This window comes from Nostoc flagelliforme FACHB-838 (assembly GCF_014698065.1).
Taxonomy (GTDB): Bacteria; Cyanobacteriota; Cyanobacteriia; order Cyanobacteriales; family Nostocaceae; genus Nostoc; species Nostoc flagelliforme_B.
Genome location: NZ_JACJSI010000049.1, coordinates 1 through 18,048, shown reverse-complemented (window position 1 = coordinate 18,048; position 18,048 = coordinate 1). Strand labels below are relative to the sequence as shown.

Here is an 18,048-nt window from a genome sequence, read left to right as displayed (position 1 = left end):
ACACGTAGCGGCTTCCCGCAGCATACGAGAACCGCTATAACGAATTATTTAGATATAATTAGTTAATCTTTTTCTCTAACTTTACTATGTCCAGCAAAAACAAAATACTCATCTTTATTTCCTTTACTTTTATCAGGCCACTTAACCCAATAATGGTTTTCCTCAAAACGGACATCTAAAATTGGGTAACTGCCTGGCTCAAGATCAATTAGAGATTCTTTTGGTAATTCTGATGCCTGTTCTGTAGAAGGCTTTAAAACAGTTTTTGTTGTAATTTCTAAAACGTAGTCTTTATCAGGTTTGGGTGCATCATCATCTGATTCACCAATTAATCCATCTTTAATTGCCTCTGCCATTTTTTCGGCATCAAAGCGATTCATATCATCTGTAGAATCACAAAAGCAGCATTCAATTAAAATAGCTGGCATTTGTGTATTTTTCAGAACAAAAAAACCTGAATTTTTAACTTTTCTGTTATTAAACCCAAGTTTTAGAATCTCTTTTAAAACTGATTGAGCAATACCTTTTGATGTATTACTAATGGCAAAAATCTCTGTACCATTAACTTTAGTGTTGAATTTATTAAAGTGAATGGAGACAAAGACATTAACATTATTAGCATTCGCTTTATTGACTCGCTGTCTTAGAGAATCATTTATATTGCTAGCACTTGTAGGAGTGCAATCAATAACGGTATGACCTGCTGCTTTGAGTTTTTGTATTAGTCGTGTACCAACTGCTTTAGTTAAAACGTCTTCTTGTTTAATGCCTGTTGCTCCTGTATCGTGAGGAGGGCAATTGTGTCCAATATCAATACCAAATTTCATCGTGTTGATTTCCTTTTTATAGCTTGAGAGGTGCGAATTATCTTCTACACTTTATTTTACTTGTTAACCCAAATGCGTAGGCATAGCCCGTCTTAGACACCTCACTGTGGGTGAAAAGAAGTAAGGACTCACTGTAAAGAAGTGTAAATTTTGTCTATATTGAAGAATTAATCAAGCTTGCTCCTAACAATGTTCGTTTTTCCTAAATATATAAACAAGTTTTACCATATAGATTCCTGATGAGAAGGGAGAAATTTTTCCTTTAAGGACTTCCAGTTAAAAAATATCCCATCCCTGCGGGACGCTGAAGTCGGAGCGTCCCGCAGGGTACATAGGGCCACAAGGCCTTCATTGGTGTGGTGTCAACTTAACGAGAAAGCCAGTCTCAGATAAGCTTTTACATTGTCTCGTTAAGAGTCTCCGGCTATTGGTGACAACTTAAGAAAAGAGGTGCATTTCTAGGAAAAAAGTGATGGGGAAGGCATGGTGAACATACTTTAGGCGTTAGGGTTGTAGATGTAGGTGAACCAACAATAGTTTCAGGGTTACTTGTTGATCGGATGCAAGCTATTCCCAAAACAAGTTCAACAGTCAGTCTGCTAATTTTGGGAATTGTAGGAGCATTTTCTACGTTCAAGCATATCTAAAAATCGCGCTATTAGTTTAGGTAAAACAATTAGGTTTGCGTTTGAATAATCAACCCTTAACTTGATTGCAAATAAGCATTAAAGTTGCGCTGTTACACTTCCAGATAATGTAGTGCTGTGGACGCGTTAGCCCCCGATCCACTTAATGGCTGGCTCCACATGCCACCCTTTGATGGGTGGTCACTGATCTGCCGTAAAGCCTGCGGCATAGCTACGCTTAGGGCGCAGCCTCTTGTAGAGAAAGAAGTGTAGGCTACGACTACGTACTTGCAAAATCGTGTATTGGTATATGGAAATAGAACAGTAGTATTTGAATGATTTTATATCCAAGCTAATGTCATTCGCAGCTATACAAACAAAGTCCGCATCCCATAGGCGCAATAGGTTCGAATGTAAGCTCCCCCCGCCTGCGGCGACCCCCTTTTTAAGGGGAGCCAGCGCGGTAACAGGGGAAAGAATCTGATTTTCGTATTCGATCTAAAAATTGGATAGTGTTAAACAAAGCGACCGCTTGATTGTTTGCGTCGAATCCCAATCACACTTGGACGCGGTGGCCCCTCAGAATTCCCCTCAATGTTACTAGGCCAATTACTACCACGAGGCACACTGCGTTTTTGAGTAAACAAAGTGCCATCCAAGTTCAAAATCTCAATATCTCGGCTAAGAGTTTGCTGAGGGGTAAATGGAACTTCTTCACCAGGATGCTGCACCGAAATAATCAGTGTATCGCCAACGAAAGTAGGCCCGGTCAACTCACAGCGCGGTGGCCCATAAGCAAAAGGTACAACTTCCCCAGCATCAGGGCCACTGGTGGGAATGAAGAAAAGAAAGTTATTGCCAAAAACCCCAATCAGGTTAGAAGTTCTGACATTAAAATTAGAATCATCCACACTGGGTGAGTTAGAACCCACTACCCGATGGTCTACCCTTAATACTTCTGGGTTAGCGCCTGTGCTGAAACCATTGTGCGCTTCAGTAGACATATCAGTGACACCCCAAATGTTACCTTGGCTATCAAATGCTAAGTTATCTACATTAGCAAAGCCATCTCCCGGTTCTGCTCCCGCTTCACCACCTTTAGCAAATCGCTGCCAACGGAAGGTTGTACCTGTGCCATCAGCACTATCTTCGATAATTTTAAAAAGTTCACCAGAAGGTTGTGCAGCGTTGACGTTAGAACTGTACTTGGAAACGACAAATATCCGTGAATCAGGATATCCATCTCCTGATGGCGCACCATCTGTGTAAGCGATAAAGACTTCATTCGGATTTCTGGGGTTGATTTCCAAATCTTCAGGACGAGCCGTTGGAGTTCCGCCGATGAGATTAGCAGCTAAAAAAGCATCGACCAGCACTGCACCCTGGCTCGTGTAGAAATCTGACAACTTCTTACCCCTGTAAGCAGGTAAAGCTTCAGTCTCACCATAAGAGCTAATAGTTCCGCCTGAACCAGTAACTGTTTCTATCGTGACAATAATTGATCCACCATTTTCAGTTTGTCCTAAAAGACCACTGCGCTTTGGTAGCCGAGTATTACCATTATTAGAAGCCTGTCCTAATGCGGCAATTTCTACAGAAGCAAGAGTTGATGGTGGAATCGGATTTGTCGGCGTGTTTAGTTTGAGAGGAATCCATTGTCCTGTACCGTTGGGATTGTAACGGGCGACATATAAAGTGCCGCTTTCAAATAAGCGACTATTGTTTTTATCAGTGGGGTTTGTAACTGTACCAGAACTGACAAACTTCCAAGTGTGCCCGCCGCGCCGATCGTCTCCCATATAACCCACTAATGGTTGTCCAGTTTTCGCACGCACAGCGATATTTTCATGACGGAAGCGACCTAAAGCAGTATGTTTGCGTGGGCGGAAACTTTGATTCGATGGATCGATTTCTACCATCCAGCCGTATTTTTCGCCAACTAAGCCAAATCTAGCGCCTGTTGTGCCTTCGATGTAGCTTGTTTGTGTGCCATCGGGCATGACAAGTTCCTGAACTCCGACAAAAGAGCTTGGACTGGCTTGAAAGTTTTCTTCAGCTGACAAGACAGTTCCCCAAGGAGTTGTACCGCCAGAACAGTTAAATCCCGTGCCGATGATTTTGTTACCTAGTCCGTCAGAACTGAGGGGGAAAACTTCTGTCGCACTTGGCCCAGTACCAATCAGATAATTGTTGTCTCCTCGCTGGTAACTTCTGCCACCCCAAGATGTGATGTTTTTATAATTATCAGTGCGATCGCGATTAATTCCTAAACCAGAAAGTCCGTGGATGCGGCGGTTATTCGGGTCACGCACCACAGCAAAGCGGCCACTGCGGTTTGGGCGGGCAATCCGCACGACAGAGCCGCCGATGTTATACATGAATTCACCTAAGACTTCGATATTAGTTCTGTCTTCTGGTAAATTTCGACCAATAATAAGGGGGTAAGATGTGGGGAATCCTCCTAAACCGCTATCAGTTAAGAAGCCAGGTACAGTTGTAGAAAATGGGTAGGAGATGTATTCGTGATTGTTCCAAAGGTAGCCGTCGTTGGGGCTTCTACCATCAATAGGAATAAAGCTCGTGTAGTCGCTATTGTAGCCAAAGTAATCTTCTTGATTTGGAAAAACGCGATCGCCCCAACTCACAATTACATACCGTTCGTATTCCGGTGGAACCACAACATCATCTACTGTGCTATAGCTACTTAACTGAGCATTAGCAGAGGGTTGTAATACATTTCCTTGCCCAATTCCTGTTGCTAAGTAGCTTGTTTGTTGTGTGTAAATCGGTAAAGGATGGGGCAACCGAATTGGAGTAAATTTTAAGGGTTGAACTGCATTAGCAGCATTACCGCCCAAAAGTTTTTCCCCAAAAGCAGGAGCTAGGACAGTTGCACCAGCGCTTGCACCAAAGAAAGCCAGTAACTCTCTACGTGTAAATTTAGTCATTAGATTACCTCTTGTTAAGAATAGCGGAAATGATTAGCCTAAAATTTTTGCCATTTCTTCTCTAGAAATGATTAATTTTATCCATCGTTATCAGATATTTTGACTATTGGCTGCATCTATTAACTCGAATTATCAGCAAATTGATATTCAAAAAAAATGCAGATATAGCAATAATTAATATTTTTTTGGAGACTTACTAATTATTTTTAATTTTGCAACTATTTGGCATAAAGAATATTAATTTACATTCATAACTATGTAGGTATACCTTTACTGATCACATCAATCTTAAGAGATAACTATATTTCTACCTCAAGGATGTTTGTTGAATAATCTTCTATTTTTAATGTCTGCTTAAAGTTTTTTTAAACTTCTGCTTTTTAATTTGAGTTATAGAAAAACATATAGATAGTTTTTGCAGTAAATTTTTATGTAAATACTCACGACAAATACAGTATTTAAAGTTGAAGCTGAAAATTAAGGAGTAAATAATGAATATAGTTATTTCTGCTACTGTTAGTATCTTTGTAAGTTTGGTTCTACCTAATGCTGCTGTAGCTGCAATCATCAACGGTGGCTTTGAAAATAGCTTTGACAATTGGCATACGTTAGGCGATTACAGAATAGAGACTTCAGCTTTTGGGAGCAAAACAGTAGAAGGAAATTCTCAAGCTTTTCTATCAACTGCTTATAATGAAGTGGTTGGTGTTGACGAAAATGGTGGAGAAGTTATAGGAGGAAGTGCCGCTCCTGCTGCCTATATCACAGGCATTGCTGAGAACTCATTAGAGAACTTTTTAGATGTATCATCTTTCTTTGGAGAAGGCTTACTAGCAGATGCGATTGAGGGTTCTGCTATCAAACAAACATTCAGAGCACAAGCAGGAGAAACTTTATCTTTTGCTTGGAACTTCCTCACCAATGAATCAGTTGGCGATAATAGCAATCCTGCTTTTAATGATTTCGCTTTCGCAACTTTGAGTAATAATTCTCAAAACTTATTTTTCAAATTAGCAGATAGCACTACAGATTTTTTGGCTACAAGTTCTAATTCCAACTTTTTTGAAGAAACTGGATCTAAAACTTTTTCCTTAACTCTACCAACTGATGGTGAATATACTTTAGGGGTTGGGGTTGTAGATGTAGGCGAACCAACAATAATTTCAGGGTTGCTTGTTGATCGTGTGCAAGCTATTCCCGAAACAAGCTCAACAATTAGTCTGCTAATTTTGGGAATTGTAGGAGCATTTTCTGCGTTCAAGCATATCCAAAAATCGCGCTATTAGTTTAGGTAAAACAATTAGGTTTGCGTTTGAATAATCAACCCTTAACCTAATTGCAAATAAGCATTAAAGTTACGCTGTTACACTTCGCTATGATTCAAACGCGGTAATAAGGAAAATATATGCAAAACTTCAATATTGAGCGCTTGCTATCAAGTCGGCTGAAACGGCGACAAGTTTTGATTGGGACTGGAGCCTTAACTGGTTTTGCGATCGCCAATCAATGGTCTAACAAAGTTATCGCCCAACCCCGATTTTCTAATTATCCCTTTAGTCTGGGTGTGGCTTCCGGTGAACCACTTCCAGATAATGTAGTGCTGTGGACGCGTTTAGCCCCCGATCCATTCAATGGCGGTGGAATGCCACCATATAATGTTCCAGTACAATGGCAGATTGCTACCGACGAAAAGATGCGGCAAGTTGTCTACAGTGGCACACAGATGGCTACTCCAGAATTTGGACACTCTGTGCATGTAGAAGTGCAGGGACTAAAACCCGCCCGTTGGTACTGGTATCGCTTCAGAGTAGGTAATGAAGTCAGTCCTATTGGACGAACTCGTACTGCTCCTAACCCGCGCGATCGCGTTGAGCGCTTCCGCTTTGCCTTCGCTTCCTGTCAAAACTGGGAGCAAGGATACTTCGCCGCCTACAAAAATATGGCTCAAGAAGATTTAGATTTGGTGGTTCACCTCGGTGATTATATTTACGAGGGAGCGCCAAGAGCAAATACACTCCGACCTCATGAAGGTAATGGAGAGCCAGTGACACTGGAGGAGTATCGCAACCGCCATGCCCAATACAAAACTGATCCACACCTACAAGCAACTCATGCTGCATTTCCTTGGATAGTCACTTGGGACGACCACGAAGTTGACAATAATTGGGCGGATGAAATCCCTCAAGATCCAGAACAACAATCACGCCAAGCTTTTCTAACTCGTCGTGCTGCTGCTTTTCAAGCATACTACGAACATATGCCACTGCGGGATTTTTCAAAACCTAGAGGCATTGATATGCAGCTGTATCGACGCTTAAACTTTGGTAACTTAGTTGAATTTAATGTTCTCGATACTCGTCAATATCGTAGCGACCAACCTTGTAATGACACTATTGAACCACGCTGTCCAGAAGCTCTTGATCCAAATGCCACTATGACTGGTACTGAACAAGAGCAGTGGTTGTTCCGCAATCTAGAGCGTTCTGGGGCACGCTGGAATGTTCTTGCTCAACAGGTTGTCTTTACCCAGCACGACTGGACAGCAGGCCCTGAGACTGCCTTTAATATTGATGCTTGGGACGGCTATGTAGCTGCTCGCAGCCGTATTCTCAACTTCCTTGCTCAACGTCAGCCAGCTAACCCAGTTGTGATTACTGGTGACACACACTCCAGTTGGGTAAGCGACCTGAAAGCTGATTACAATAACCCTAACTCTGCTACAGTCGGTACTGAGTTTGTCGGCACATCGATTACCTCAGGCTTTGGCGCTAGTGACCGAATTGAGAAGGCTTTGCCAGAGAGTCCGTGGGTAAAATATTTTAATGGTAGACAACGCGGTTACGTTGTTTGTGACCTCAATCATCAGCGCTGGCGTAGTGACTACCGACTATCAATGGCGGCACACACTTTTCTACTATTGCAGAATCACCAAATGCCGCCGTACCTGTTCCTACACAGGTAATCGGCTCAAGTCCTGCCTTGGCACGTCGTTATGTTAAAGCTTTGAGTGTTCCATTTTTTGAAACGTATGTTGTCCAACAGTCAAGTTACCTTCCTTACTTGAGTCGAGATTACGTTAATACAATTAGTCAGCAACCACTACCGTTAAGCTTAATAAAATCTTTGACATCTGAACAACTCCAAGAAGCGTTCAAATAAGGATTTTGAAGCTAGATAAACCTATAGAGTGATGAAATAAACACTAAATATTATTAATTTGGAAAGCAAGGGTTGATAATTAGCAATAATTATGAAGATAGCAACTTGCAATGAGCCAATTTATGTTAATTAAAGAGCTAATAAAAGAATTGCATAGCCGAACGCACCTAATGCAAAAGCCCAAAAGCGGCTTTCTCGATCTTCTGGTAGTTCTTCCTTAAGGACATTGAGTACAATACCTCCCGATAAAAAGGCGAAGAGAACCGCAACAGCCGCCTGATGAATTACCGTGCCAATGCCAATTACCCAACCAACAATGATCGCAGCTACTAACAACCACCGCCCAATCCGATCATATATTTGTTTGTGGTTTTCGCGCAAACCATTATCGTTGACTACAAAATGCAGTGCCATCGCAAAAGAATAGAACAATAAACTCTTGATACTTGATTCTTCTCGGTGTACTAACAAGTAGCCAATTAAGGCGTTATAAACAGCAAAAGAAGCAATATGTATCCAAAAAACGTCTAAAGCAGTAACATCTCCCTTCCCTGCTTTTTGATTGCGTTGACGCGACTTGTTTGCAAATCGTTCTAAGCCATAAAATACTGCTAAACCTAAAAGTGCCACCAAATAAACGTGATGCTCTAAAAAAGCAAGTCCAATATTCAAACTGCTTTGGAGTGTTATTTGGGCTTTACTCAGTTCTGGCAAAATGTGGACGAACACATAAGCTACAGATACCCCACTGCCAAATGAGAGCCAACGACTACGCGGTTTAGCTCTAATAAATTGTAGTTTACCTGAAAACAAATGTATAATGGCTAAGGCGATCGCACATATTGCAGTGATCATGCTTTTTACTATACCAAAGCCGGAATAACTTTCTCACCAAACACTTCGATAAATTGTTGCTGTTCCCGGTTAACATTGTGCAAAATTAGTTCATCAAACCCCAATTCAATATCTTTTTTTAACCACTCGATGTGTTGTTGAGGATCTGCTGAAATACGAACGTGTTCATATAACTCTTTCGGCTGAACAAACTCCCCAACTGCATCAAACTGTCCTGGCGATCGCAGTTCTGTCATCACGATATTCTTAAAGATATTATTGCGCCATTGCTGATGAGCTTTTTGGAGTGCTGTTTGCTCGTCACGCTCATAGGAAAGCTGCACTTTCAATATCATTGGCTTGCCTTCCCCTCCGCCTCTACGGAAAGCATCTACAACCTTTTTTAACTTCTCTGAAGGGCGCGAAGTTGTAATCAATCCGTCTGCCCAACTGCCCAACCATTCTGCGGTTTCAACGGTAACAGCAGCGCCAATAATTAAAGGTAGTATTTGGGGACGTGTATAAAGCTTTGCTTCTTCAACACAGATTAGACCGTGATGAGTAACAGTTTCGCCTGCCCAAAGTGCGCGGATAACATCGACACATTCTTTGAGACGAGCATTGCGATCGCTTTTTACGGGCCAGTGTTCTCCAGTAATATATTCGTTAAGTGCTTGACCGCTACCGACAGTCAGCCAAAAGCGTTGGGGAAACATTTCTGCTAAAGTTGCCGCAGCTTGGGCAATTATCGCCGGATGATACCGTTGTCCGGGAGCGCAGACAACCCGATAGGAAAGTTTTGGAGTTGCTTGCATTGCTGCACCTAACCAAGACCAAGCGAAACCACTTTGCCCTTGGTTTTCACTCCAAGGGTGAAAATGGTCAGAAGAGAGAGCATGAGTAAAACCTGCCTGTTCTGCCATTTGCGCGTATTTTAGCAGTTCGCTCGGTTTAAATTGCTCATGAGAAGCGTGATATCCAATCTTTGCCATAAAGATAATACCAATTCGTAATTCGTAATGGGCTAACGCCCCGCTCCGCTAACGTAATTCGTAATTAAGAAAATCAGATTCAGTCTGGTTTTTCGAGGTTGCGTCTGTTGCTTGATGAGAGGAGAATTGGTATAAGCTGTTAAATTACTTAACGCGAAACCAGCGATAGCCGTATGCTTTTATTGGGATGGATGGCAAATTAATGTCGAGAGGTTCGTATTGGGAATCGCCAAATATATCAATTAGATGGTTATACTCATCAGATTTTAGCGTGACTGTACATGAATAATCTCCTAGATTATGTAAAGCGATCGCACTTTCACCTTCCGACTCGCAGCAGTGAGCAAACACACACGGTTGATCAGTTTCTAGAATTTGCCACTTACCGCAACCAAATTCTGGACACTGCTTGCGAATACGGATTATATGTTCCATCCAATTGATTAAGGAGTTGGGGTCGCGTTGTTGGTCTGTTACATTCACCTGTTTATAACCATACTCTCCTTCTTTAATCACAGGTCGGGTAAGGACATCCGACGAAGCGGTAGAAAAGCCGCCATTGAGTGCATTTGACCATTGCATGACTGTGCGGACACTATTTCTCCCCTCAAGTGAAAGGTCTTCACCCATGCCAATTTCTTCGCCATAGCGTAGCAGAGGTGTCCCAGGTAAGCTGAATAGCACACTGTATGTAAGTTCAATCCGACGGCGTTCGCCTCTTAACATTGGTGGTAAACGACGACGAACGCCTCTGCCGAAAATTTGCATATTCTTTTCGGGTGCGAAAGCCTGAAAAATTTCTTGGCGTTCGGAATCGCTAATTAAGTCCAGGTTGAGTTCGTCATGATGGCGGACAAAATTTAACCATTGGCCGATGTTAGGAATATCAGGTAATGATTTCAGTCCATCAAGTAAAGTTTGTGAATCTTTACGTGCCAGAGCTAAAAACATATATTGGTTGAGTAAGAAATTAAACAACATCTGACATCGATCGCCATTACCAAAGTAAACAGGTATTTTCTCAGAACTTACATTTGCTTCTGCAAACACAATTGCATCACCCCGACGCGAGGTAATAAACTCTCGCATATCTTTGAGGAAAGTTTGCAAGTCTGGACAATCTGAGATGCCAAGTGGATTAATTAAAAATGGCGCAGCATCGATGCGAAACCCTGATACACCAAGTTGCAGCCAAAAACCCATAATTTTGTAGATTTCTTCTCGTACCGCAGGATTAGCAATATTTAAATCAGGCTGCTCTTTGTAAAAGTGATGCAGATAGTAAGCATCAGCTTGTTTGTCGTATTCCCAAAGACTATCCTCTACTCCAGAAAAAATTATCTGTTCTGGCTTGGTTTTAGGTGGATTTTCCGACCACACATAGTAATCGTGATACTTGGAGTGTTTATCTGAACGCGCTTGCTGAAACCAAGGATGCTGAATTGATGTATGATTTACTACTAAATCAACCAGAACTCGAATACCGCGATCGCTAGCTTGATGCATGAACTCGACAAAATCTCCTAGTGTCCCCAATCGTGGATCAACGTTGTAGTAGTCCATGACATCGTAGCCGTTATCTCGATTGGGAGAAGGATAAAACGGTAATAGCCATAAACAGGTAATTCCCAGTCCAGAAAGATGATCTAAACGCTTAGTTAGTCCTTGGAAATCGCCAATACCATCGCCGTCTGAATCCATGAATGTCTCGACATCCAAGGAGTAAAAAATTGCATTTTTGTACCAAAGTTTCTGCATTTTCCTGCCTTTTTAATTACTGAAATGTAAATGATAGTGCTGAGTAGAACATTCTCAGATTGGCTGGAATTAAGTCAGGAATGCTGTATATCTGCATATCTGACTCAACAAAGCTTTTGATTTCTGTTCGCGTAGCGTGGCGTAGCCATACTGATTTACGTGGTGCGCGTTCGCGTTCGCGTCTCTTAAAGAGAAGCCTCTCATAGAGAAGCGTCTCGCAGAGAAACGCGATAGGCAATAAATTTTTGAGAGTGGTTGCTTTGGCAAGATGACTGTGGGTTGTTTTTAGCAGTTCTACTCACCTACACTCAATTGCTGCAAAGCAATCTGCTTGCAAAGACCTTCTACCGCCAGTGTTAGAGATCGCATCAGTTCAGAATTTTCGCTATAGTCAACAGGTGCGAGGTTAGCAACCCATTGACTTTGAGTAATTTGTAACTTTCGTCCCCATTCTTCTGGAGTACTGTCTTTATATAATGCGATCGCTGTACCCTGTTCTTGATTCATTAGAGAAAAGCAGGGAATATCTGACTCACCATCACCAACATAAATTACCTGTGACAGTGGAACGTGCAATTCCTCTGGTGGTAAATCTCGATATACAAATGTTTTACCATCATCTTGGTAATCATCAAAACCTTTGGCAATTTGAAAGAGATAGCGGGTTTTCTCTGTGTGAGTGACAATCTTCTTTAAAAACTCTATACCGTTGCGATCGCCATAAGAAAATTCACAACCCCACATCGCTTTAAAATTTGGAGCAATACAGTTATGACGAGCAATTTCCACCATTCCACAAGTTATTAAATAAAATTCTACCTCTACTTTTGGATTTGATTTGTGAGCGCATTGTTGCAAGCGATCAAACATTTTATTAACGCCATCAAAGGGAGCTAATTCTTGACCAAAGCTAGCAATATATTCTTGTGTAATTTTGTTATCTTGTCGTTTTGACTCTTCAATGAGGGCATAAAACCGAGCTAGAATTTTATCCCATCCTTTGTCAATTAAAGGTCGAATTTTTTCTTGGCGAAACTCCAGAGCATCAATACCTAAGCTTTCTAACAAAGCATCAACGGTATCTGGAACCAGAGTATCATCAAAATCGAAAACTATAGCGATGTGATTAGAAAGGGGTTTGGTCGAAACAGTCATAACAAAAGGTTCTCAACTATGGTATTTTTGCAAAAATATTAGTAATTTTGGATAAAATCCTAAAATAGCCAGGATAATTAGTTAGAAAGTCGGGCAATTAATGGCAAAATACCAGTTTTACAAATACAGCAAAAATTAGCAATGTCTACGACGGGCTACGCCAACACGTTAAAAATTATAAATTAGCAATATGCCGATAGCGAGCCTCTATTCCTGAATAGATGCCATAAGCAATCAAACCCAAACCCACTATACCCAAAAGCCAAAGACCAAAGGGGTGTTGCGTTAGAGCCGTCAATGCACCACCCAACCCTCTAGCCTGAGTGCCATCAGATTGAATTGCCGCTAGCATCAAGAAAATGCCGATAATGCCAAAAACAATGCCACGGGCAGCAATACCAAATCTACCTATATGCACTGCCCAATTTTCCTCAGTTAGACTCATTTGAGAAAGTTTTAAATGGTAACGGAATTTGCCTTTATACGCTTTATAAAGGTAAGAAAGACCAACACCAATTACCATCATCCCTGCCAGTGCTACTAGCCATCGCCCAAGGGGTTGAGCCAAGATATATATTGTCCAATCCTCAGTTGAATCGCTATCGCCAACGAATGAACCCATAATCAGCTTTACAGATGTCAAAGCTAAACCTGTATAACCTAAAGCACTGATAGCATAGCCAATCCGTTGGGCAATTCGTTTAGCATTAATTGGTTTTTTGCTTTTTTCAGGATCGAAAAACGTCTGAACTAAACGCCAAAGTACATACCCAATAATTCCGAGGGTAATGATACTTAGCAAAAGTTTTCCAAAAGGTTGGACAACAATTGCCTTTAACGCACCAGTTGTATTCGTGGTTTGACCTCCAGAACCAATGGCTGCTTGGGTTGCTAATAACCCAACAATAAAGTAAACGACACCTTTTGCTGCGTACCCTAATCGTGCTAGTCGCTCAAACCAAGGGAGAGAAGTTATTTCTTTAACTGGTTGCCTAATTGGTTCTAGGGGTGAATTGGGTAGTGTCATACGGCGTAGCAACTATTTAGAATTCAGAAAGATGAAACTGCTCTCCACACTATATTTATTAACCTGAAGCGCTGTTTGAGCCAATTATACCAAGCAGTTGCAACAGATAAATAATTGCAAACACACCAAAAAATATGCCAGCGATCGCTGTTCCACCAAAAATTATTTTTGATGGTTGCAGTTCCTTGGGCAACATTCGATGATTTAAATAAAGAGTCAGTCCAGTGACGATGGGGATGTGAGCAGCTTCAATTCCGCCTGCGGTTTGTAGTAAGCCGACAGGTTCACCGAAAAACAGGTAAACGGCGATGGGTAAGGCTACCAGTAGCACTACAATATAAACACGCTGCAAAAACTTTTCATTTGTCCAGCGTCCCCGCACGCTAAACCCTTGCAGTAATATCTGCGTACCATCGGCAAACATTCGTCCAAAACCATCTTCTACCGATAGTACGGTACTACAAAAGGTAATAAAAACGATCGCCACCATAAACCAAAAGCCAAATGGCCCCCAAAGGTCGCCGAGCAAGCTACCCAGAGTTTCTGCAACCTGATCTTCTTTTGGTACAAGTCCTTGTGGACGCAGCAACTCACCACCAAGAATTAAGAAAGACAACGCCGCTAAAAGCGCACCCACCACTGCTAAAGTGTTGGATATAGTCATGAGATTTAGCCAACCGCGCAGCTTCTTTTTTTGCTCCTGGTTGAGTTGCTTAGGGTCTATGCTTTCTTTTCCTTTAACACTAGCTGCACCATATCCTCTGGCTTCTACCCAGTAGGAATACCACATTAATCCAGCTGCTCCTGCCAACATGAAACCCAACCAAGGTAGTATTTCTTGATACTGCACGTCTTGGGGAATTTGCGGTACTAACCCGGATGCTAGTTTGCCAACATTAGGGAAAACGAAAATAGCCGCAGCTACCACTGCTACAGTACGGCCAATCCCCAAATAAGAAGAAATCTTTTCCACTACGTTGTATTGCCCCAAAAGTACGATCGCAGCTGTCACAACAATGATAATTACTGTCCATAGTTGCACACTTCCTCCAGCAACCAAAATTAGCGCTGTAGCGGCGGCTCCCGAAAGTCCAGCAACGGTAGAAATTGCTACCACTATTTGCGGTAGCAAAATTAGCCAGATTGCCCAGTTTTTGGGGCCAGGAAGTTGTTTGAAACCTTCTAGGATGGTTGCGCCGGTACAAACTGAAAAACGACCAACTTCACCATTAATAAACCATTTCAAAACCACAGCAGCAAGTAGCGCCCACAACAGGGTGTAACCATAGAGTGCGGCAATTCTTGGTGTAAATAGCAATTCACCCGAACCCGCAGCCGAAAGCATCCACAAAAAACTAGGGCCTAACCATTTCAAGTTATCCCAACCTTGGGGTGAATCTTTGCGATCGTTGAAAGGTAGCTACTGCTGTAGCAGTTCTAGGGCCATAAATACCATCAATAGCTCCGTTATAAAATCCTAAATATTTCAGGACAGCTTGCACATCTCTCACAGGCTGTCCACGAGATCCAGGTTTAAGGAAGGGAGCTTTCACAGGAGAGTATTTTGAAAGTCTACCTGTAATTGAGGTTGTCTGCGCCTTAGCAGGTGTAAAACTAAAGGGTAACATCCCCAAAAACAATGCAGAAATTAAGCCCAATGGTAAAATTATTGAACGCATAAATTGAGTATTCATAAATTTATGTTTCTCCCAAATTAAACAAAGTGAACTATTTTTAGAACTGGATCAAGCTTAACTCTTGGTAAGAATGCACCCGTTCTTTGAAAAGTGTTTTGCTGTGACTTGAGGCATTTTTAGATACCCCCTAACCTCCCTTAAAAAAGGGAAAACCGGAATCCAAGTCTCCCAATTTATCGAGAGATTTAGAGGTAATTAGAACTTTTGATACCGATAAGAGGACTTTTCCAATATCCTCTTATCAAATTTTTGCTCTGTTTGGATTTATCCCATTTCTCAGGTTTTCTTCATAGGTTCTAAAGTTGGGATCGTTCAGTTCATATAAGTAAGGCTCTAGTGTGTAATTATAAAGAGGGGTTGCTTTTGAATCCACCAATATCAGAGCCACTGTAGGGAATTTCTGATAATCCCAAGTTTAAAACTGTGGGAATAGTTTGGCGTAATCCTTTCCAGCTAGTTTCAATATCGCCCGTCCAAGTCCAGGCGTAGCGTTGCAAACCTGCCCAACCAGAGCGCGAAACAATGAAAGGTCGTCGTTCAGGTTGGTACTCAGCTAGTGCTTCATATCCAGCCTCAGCTTGAATTAATCCATAAAAATTATGAGCTTCGCGGTGGTCGCCACCTCTACCTTCCAGAGAACGCCAAGTTCAATGTGGCGGTAGTGAAGGGTCGCCCCGAAGAAAATCTCACAGAAAGTAGAGCATTTAAGACAGCCATGACAAACTGAGAATTCTTAAGAAGGATGATATACAGTTTCAGCAACTAAAATAGGTCTGTTGCTATACTCAGCCTCTAACTCTCTTTTAACATTTAGATCCCAGGTAAAATTATATTCTTTCTCAATTTCAGCAATAACAAAAGGACGAACTTCGCCAGTTATCGATACTGTCTGTCCTTGATTTATTGCTACTTTGGGCGGTGCTTTTAATAAAACTAGCAAATCTTGGCCACCAAGCCATTGGTTTTCATCTAGCGTTAGTAAAACCGGACTGCGGATATTGTCCACTTTCCCCGTAACTGCAACTTGACGACGATAATATTGTTCGGGACGTTGTGTTATTTGGCCAGGTTGAGGCGCTAGTACAAGGTATCGAGCAACAATTGCAGGTTTATTGATGTAATCTTTGTAATATTCGTCCTGTATGTTGAGATTAAACTCTTGCTCAATTTTGGGAATTACTAAATTACGAACCTGACCAGTAACTTGCACTTTGATGTTTTCGTCAGATGGTAGATTAAAAGGCACGCCTGAAGCATTAACAACTACAAGAGGTTCACCGCGAAAGAACCGTGCATCACTAACCGTGAATGAACTCGAACCAATTTTCTGAATTACTCTGCTTTTAATTGTTACAGAGTTCCCGATAAATTCATCAGAGTTCTCAGCAATTTCGGATGTGTTAGTGATAGTTGGCTTTGCCTCAAAAAAGCTACAACTTCTCACTACCAAAGCGATCGCTACCAGGAAAACTAATACCCCTGCTTGACCTAACGCCTGTAAGAAATTTCCCCTTTGATAATTGTCATTCATTGCCCTTGTTCTTATTTATCTTGAGGCTATTGGTGAAAAATTTTCCTGATAGATAATGCTATAAAATCCCTTATTGCGGAATTGCTGAGGGATATACCTCTGTTGCAACTAACACAGGTTTATTGCTGTATTCTGCTTCTAGCTGCTTTTGTAAAGTTAAATCCCATTTCAGGTTATATTCTCGTTCTAGTTCAGCTACAACAAATGGACGCAACACACCTGTGACTGCAACTTTCTCACCTTCATTGACAGTTGCTTTCGGGGTACCAGCGCGGATCACTAACAAATCTTGTCCACCAAATAATTTGTCTTCATCTAGGGTGAAGGAATTGGCATTTCTAATGTTTTCTACTTCACCTGTCACTGCCAAGTTTTTACCGTAGTATAGTTGAGGGTTTGTGGTAAGTTCACCTGGTTTAGGAGCAAGTGCAATTGATTGAGCAATAATTGCAGGTTGGGTTTCGTACTCTTTGTACAAGTTTGGATCTAAGCCCAAATTGTAATCTCGATTAATATCTGCAATCACAAACTTACGAACTGGGCCTGTCGCTTGGATTGGTGTATTTGGGTCACTAGGCAGAGTGAAAGTTTTACCCGAAGCATTTACAACTAAAATTGGTTGAGCGCTAAAAAATTCCTTATCGGCAATTGTGAAAGTTGACGGCCCCAATTTTCTGACGGATGTACTTCTAATTGTTACAGTTTTACCAATTAGTTCGTTTGTATTGTCTGCGACTTCTTCTGTAGTCACATTGGTTTCTGGTACTCCGGCTTGTTGATCTAAGTTGTTGGTACAACTTCCAAGCAGCATTGCAGATATTACTAGAGCAATAGCTCCTTTAGAACTCCGCTTAGTTTGAATAAAGTTGATCATTTCAAATTCTCCATTTGGGTTAATTCATATCAAGTTCAGAACATGACTTATTATTCAAAAGCTTTTACGTCATTATAATAATGAGTCTTCAACTGAACCTGATATTATTGAACGGTCGCAAAACTTTTGAGTTGTTGTAATCAGCGTTTTAAGGCGTTCAACATTTTTGCGGTGAATTATATTAATTCAAAAAGACTTGACCATCTTTTTGAATTCTCAATACGCCTTGATTGTCATCGAAATTGGTTGTTTCATCTAATGAGACTGCGAGTGTCCCTTCACTTTCAGAGGTAGACATGGGCATAACTTTTAGCAGTCCACCATCTTGACGTACCAAAGTAATGCTGATAGGTGTTGGTAAGTCTCGTAAGACAAATTCTTGCCCACCTGCAAGATATCGAGGTTGGGTCTGACCGATTGCTTGATAAGAAATACCGTAACCGTTCACAGGATAAGAAACGCTACAGTCAAAAATGGGTTACTGAGATGGTAGATTAAGAGGCATGGATGAAAACTGCCTCGCCTACGGAATTGAAATTTCCGACTCAGATTGGGAAAAGACTCCAGCCAGCATCAAACAACTGGTGGAGAAAATGGGGCAGCATATAAAGCAATCAGAA

The 18,048-nt window shown here is 41.5% G+C and carries 15 protein-coding genes and 2 pseudogenes; 4 read left to right on the top strand and 13 right to left on the bottom strand.

Annotated elements, in window-relative coordinates; genetic code table 11:
* Positions 1–62: 62 nt before the first annotated feature.
* Entirely contained in the window at positions 63–827 is a 765-nt protein-coding gene (locus H6G97_RS21775) for an N-acetylmuramoyl-L-alanine amidase (protein WP_190942762.1), read from the bottom strand.
* A 1,141-nt stretch (positions 828–1,968) separates the two neighbouring features.
* Entirely contained in the window at positions 1,969–4,401 is a 2,433-nt protein-coding gene (locus H6G97_RS21770) for a PhoX family protein (protein ID WP_190942761.1), read from the bottom strand.
* Between the two features lie 491 nt (positions 4,402–4,892).
* On the opposite strand from H6G97_RS21770, the gene H6G97_RS21765 reads away from it, so the two are divergent.
* The 3 genes and pseudogenes from H6G97_RS21765 to H6G97_RS52770 form a co-directional block, all read left to right on the top strand.
* Positions 4,893–5,687 carry a hypothetical protein gene (locus H6G97_RS21765; RefSeq protein ID WP_190942760.1) on the top strand — a complete coding sequence of 265 codons (795 nt, stop codon included), beginning with the start codon at positions 4,893–4,895 and terminating at the stop codon, positions 5,685–5,687.
* A gap of 119 nt (positions 5,688–5,806) precedes the next feature.
* Positions 5,807–7,363 carry an alkaline phosphatase D family protein gene (locus H6G97_RS21760; protein WP_190942759.1) on the top strand — a complete coding sequence of 519 codons (1,557 nt, stop codon included), beginning with the start codon at positions 5,807–5,809 and terminating at the stop codon, positions 7,361–7,363.
* Positions 7,282–7,560, top strand: a pseudogene (locus H6G97_RS52770) (hypothetical protein); the annotation flags it as partial. The gene H6G97_RS21760 and the pseudogene H6G97_RS52770, both read left to right, overlap by 82 nt.
* A gap of 129 nt (positions 7,561–7,689) precedes the next feature.
* On the opposite strand, the gene H6G97_RS21755 reads toward H6G97_RS52770, so the two are convergent.
* The 8 genes from H6G97_RS21755 to H6G97_RS21720 form a co-directional block, all read right to left on the bottom strand.
* The gene (locus H6G97_RS21755) at positions 7,690–8,415 is read right to left on the bottom strand and encodes a hypothetical protein (protein ID WP_190942758.1); all 726 of its coding nucleotides are present in this window, start codon (positions 8,413–8,415) and stop codon (positions 7,690–7,692) included.
* Between the two features lie 8 nt (positions 8,416–8,423).
* A complete protein-coding gene (locus tag H6G97_RS21750; protein WP_338421817.1) occupies positions 8,424–9,401 on the bottom strand; it encodes a TIGR03885 family FMN-dependent LLM class oxidoreductase in 978 nt (325 codons plus the stop codon).
* 129 nt (positions 9,402–9,530) lie between these two features.
* The gene (locus H6G97_RS21745) at positions 9,531–11,144 is read right to left on the bottom strand and encodes an alpha-amylase family protein (protein WP_190942756.1); all 1,614 of its coding nucleotides are present in this window, start codon (positions 11,142–11,144) and stop codon (positions 9,531–9,533) included.
* A 294-nt stretch (positions 11,145–11,438) separates the two neighbouring features.
* Entirely contained in the window at positions 11,439–12,299 is an 861-nt protein-coding gene (locus H6G97_RS21740; protein WP_190942755.1) for an HAD family hydrolase, read from the bottom strand.
* Positions 12,300–12,474: 175 nt separating this feature from the next.
* Positions 12,475–13,326 carry a DUF1206 domain-containing protein gene (locus H6G97_RS21735; RefSeq protein WP_190942754.1) on the bottom strand — a complete coding sequence of 284 codons (852 nt, stop codon included), beginning with the start codon at positions 13,324–13,326 and terminating at the stop codon, positions 12,475–12,477.
* A gap of 58 nt (positions 13,327–13,384) precedes the next feature.
* Positions 13,385–14,701: an Nramp family divalent metal transporter gene (locus H6G97_RS21730; protein ID WP_242055074.1), complete on the bottom strand. Its 1,317-nt coding sequence runs from the start codon at positions 14,699–14,701 to the stop codon at positions 13,385–13,387.
* A 1-nt stretch (position 14,702) separates the two neighbouring features.
* Positions 14,703–15,020, bottom strand: a complete 318-nt coding sequence (locus H6G97_RS21725) for a peptidoglycan-binding domain-containing protein (RefSeq protein WP_190942753.1) — start codon at positions 15,018–15,020, stop codon at positions 14,703–14,705.
* Positions 15,021–15,367: 347 nt separating this feature from the next.
* Complete coding sequence (locus tag H6G97_RS21720) at positions 15,368–15,607, bottom strand: TIM-barrel domain-containing protein (RefSeq protein WP_422394206.1); 240 nt, start codon at positions 15,605–15,607, stop codon at positions 15,368–15,370.
* Between H6G97_RS21720 and H6G97_RS56025 the strand changes: the two genes are divergently transcribed.
* Positions 15,580–15,750 carry a hypothetical protein gene (locus tag H6G97_RS56025; protein ID WP_422394204.1) on the top strand — a complete coding sequence of 57 codons (171 nt, stop codon included), beginning with the start codon at positions 15,580–15,582 and terminating at the stop codon, positions 15,748–15,750. The two genes, H6G97_RS21720 and H6G97_RS56025, sit on opposite strands and share 28 nt — an antisense overlap.
* A 6-nt stretch (positions 15,751–15,756) precedes the next feature.
* Here H6G97_RS56025 and H6G97_RS21715 read toward each other — a convergent pair whose 3' ends face one another.
* The 3 genes and pseudogenes from H6G97_RS21715 to H6G97_RS21705 all read right to left on the bottom strand — a co-directional run.
* Entirely contained in the window at positions 15,757–16,554 is a 798-nt protein-coding gene (locus H6G97_RS21715) for a hypothetical protein (protein ID WP_190942752.1), read from the bottom strand.
* A gap of 70 nt (positions 16,555–16,624) precedes the next feature.
* Positions 16,625–17,428 (bottom strand): hypothetical protein, encoded by an 804-nt coding sequence (locus tag H6G97_RS21710; RefSeq protein ID WP_190942751.1) that lies wholly within the window; start codon positions 17,426–17,428, stop codon positions 16,625–16,627.
* Positions 17,429–17,609: 181 nt separating this feature from the next.
* Positions 17,610–17,861 (bottom strand): annotated as a pseudogene (locus H6G97_RS21705) (hypothetical protein); the annotation flags it as partial.
* Between the last annotated feature and the right edge of the window lie 187 nt (positions 17,862–18,048).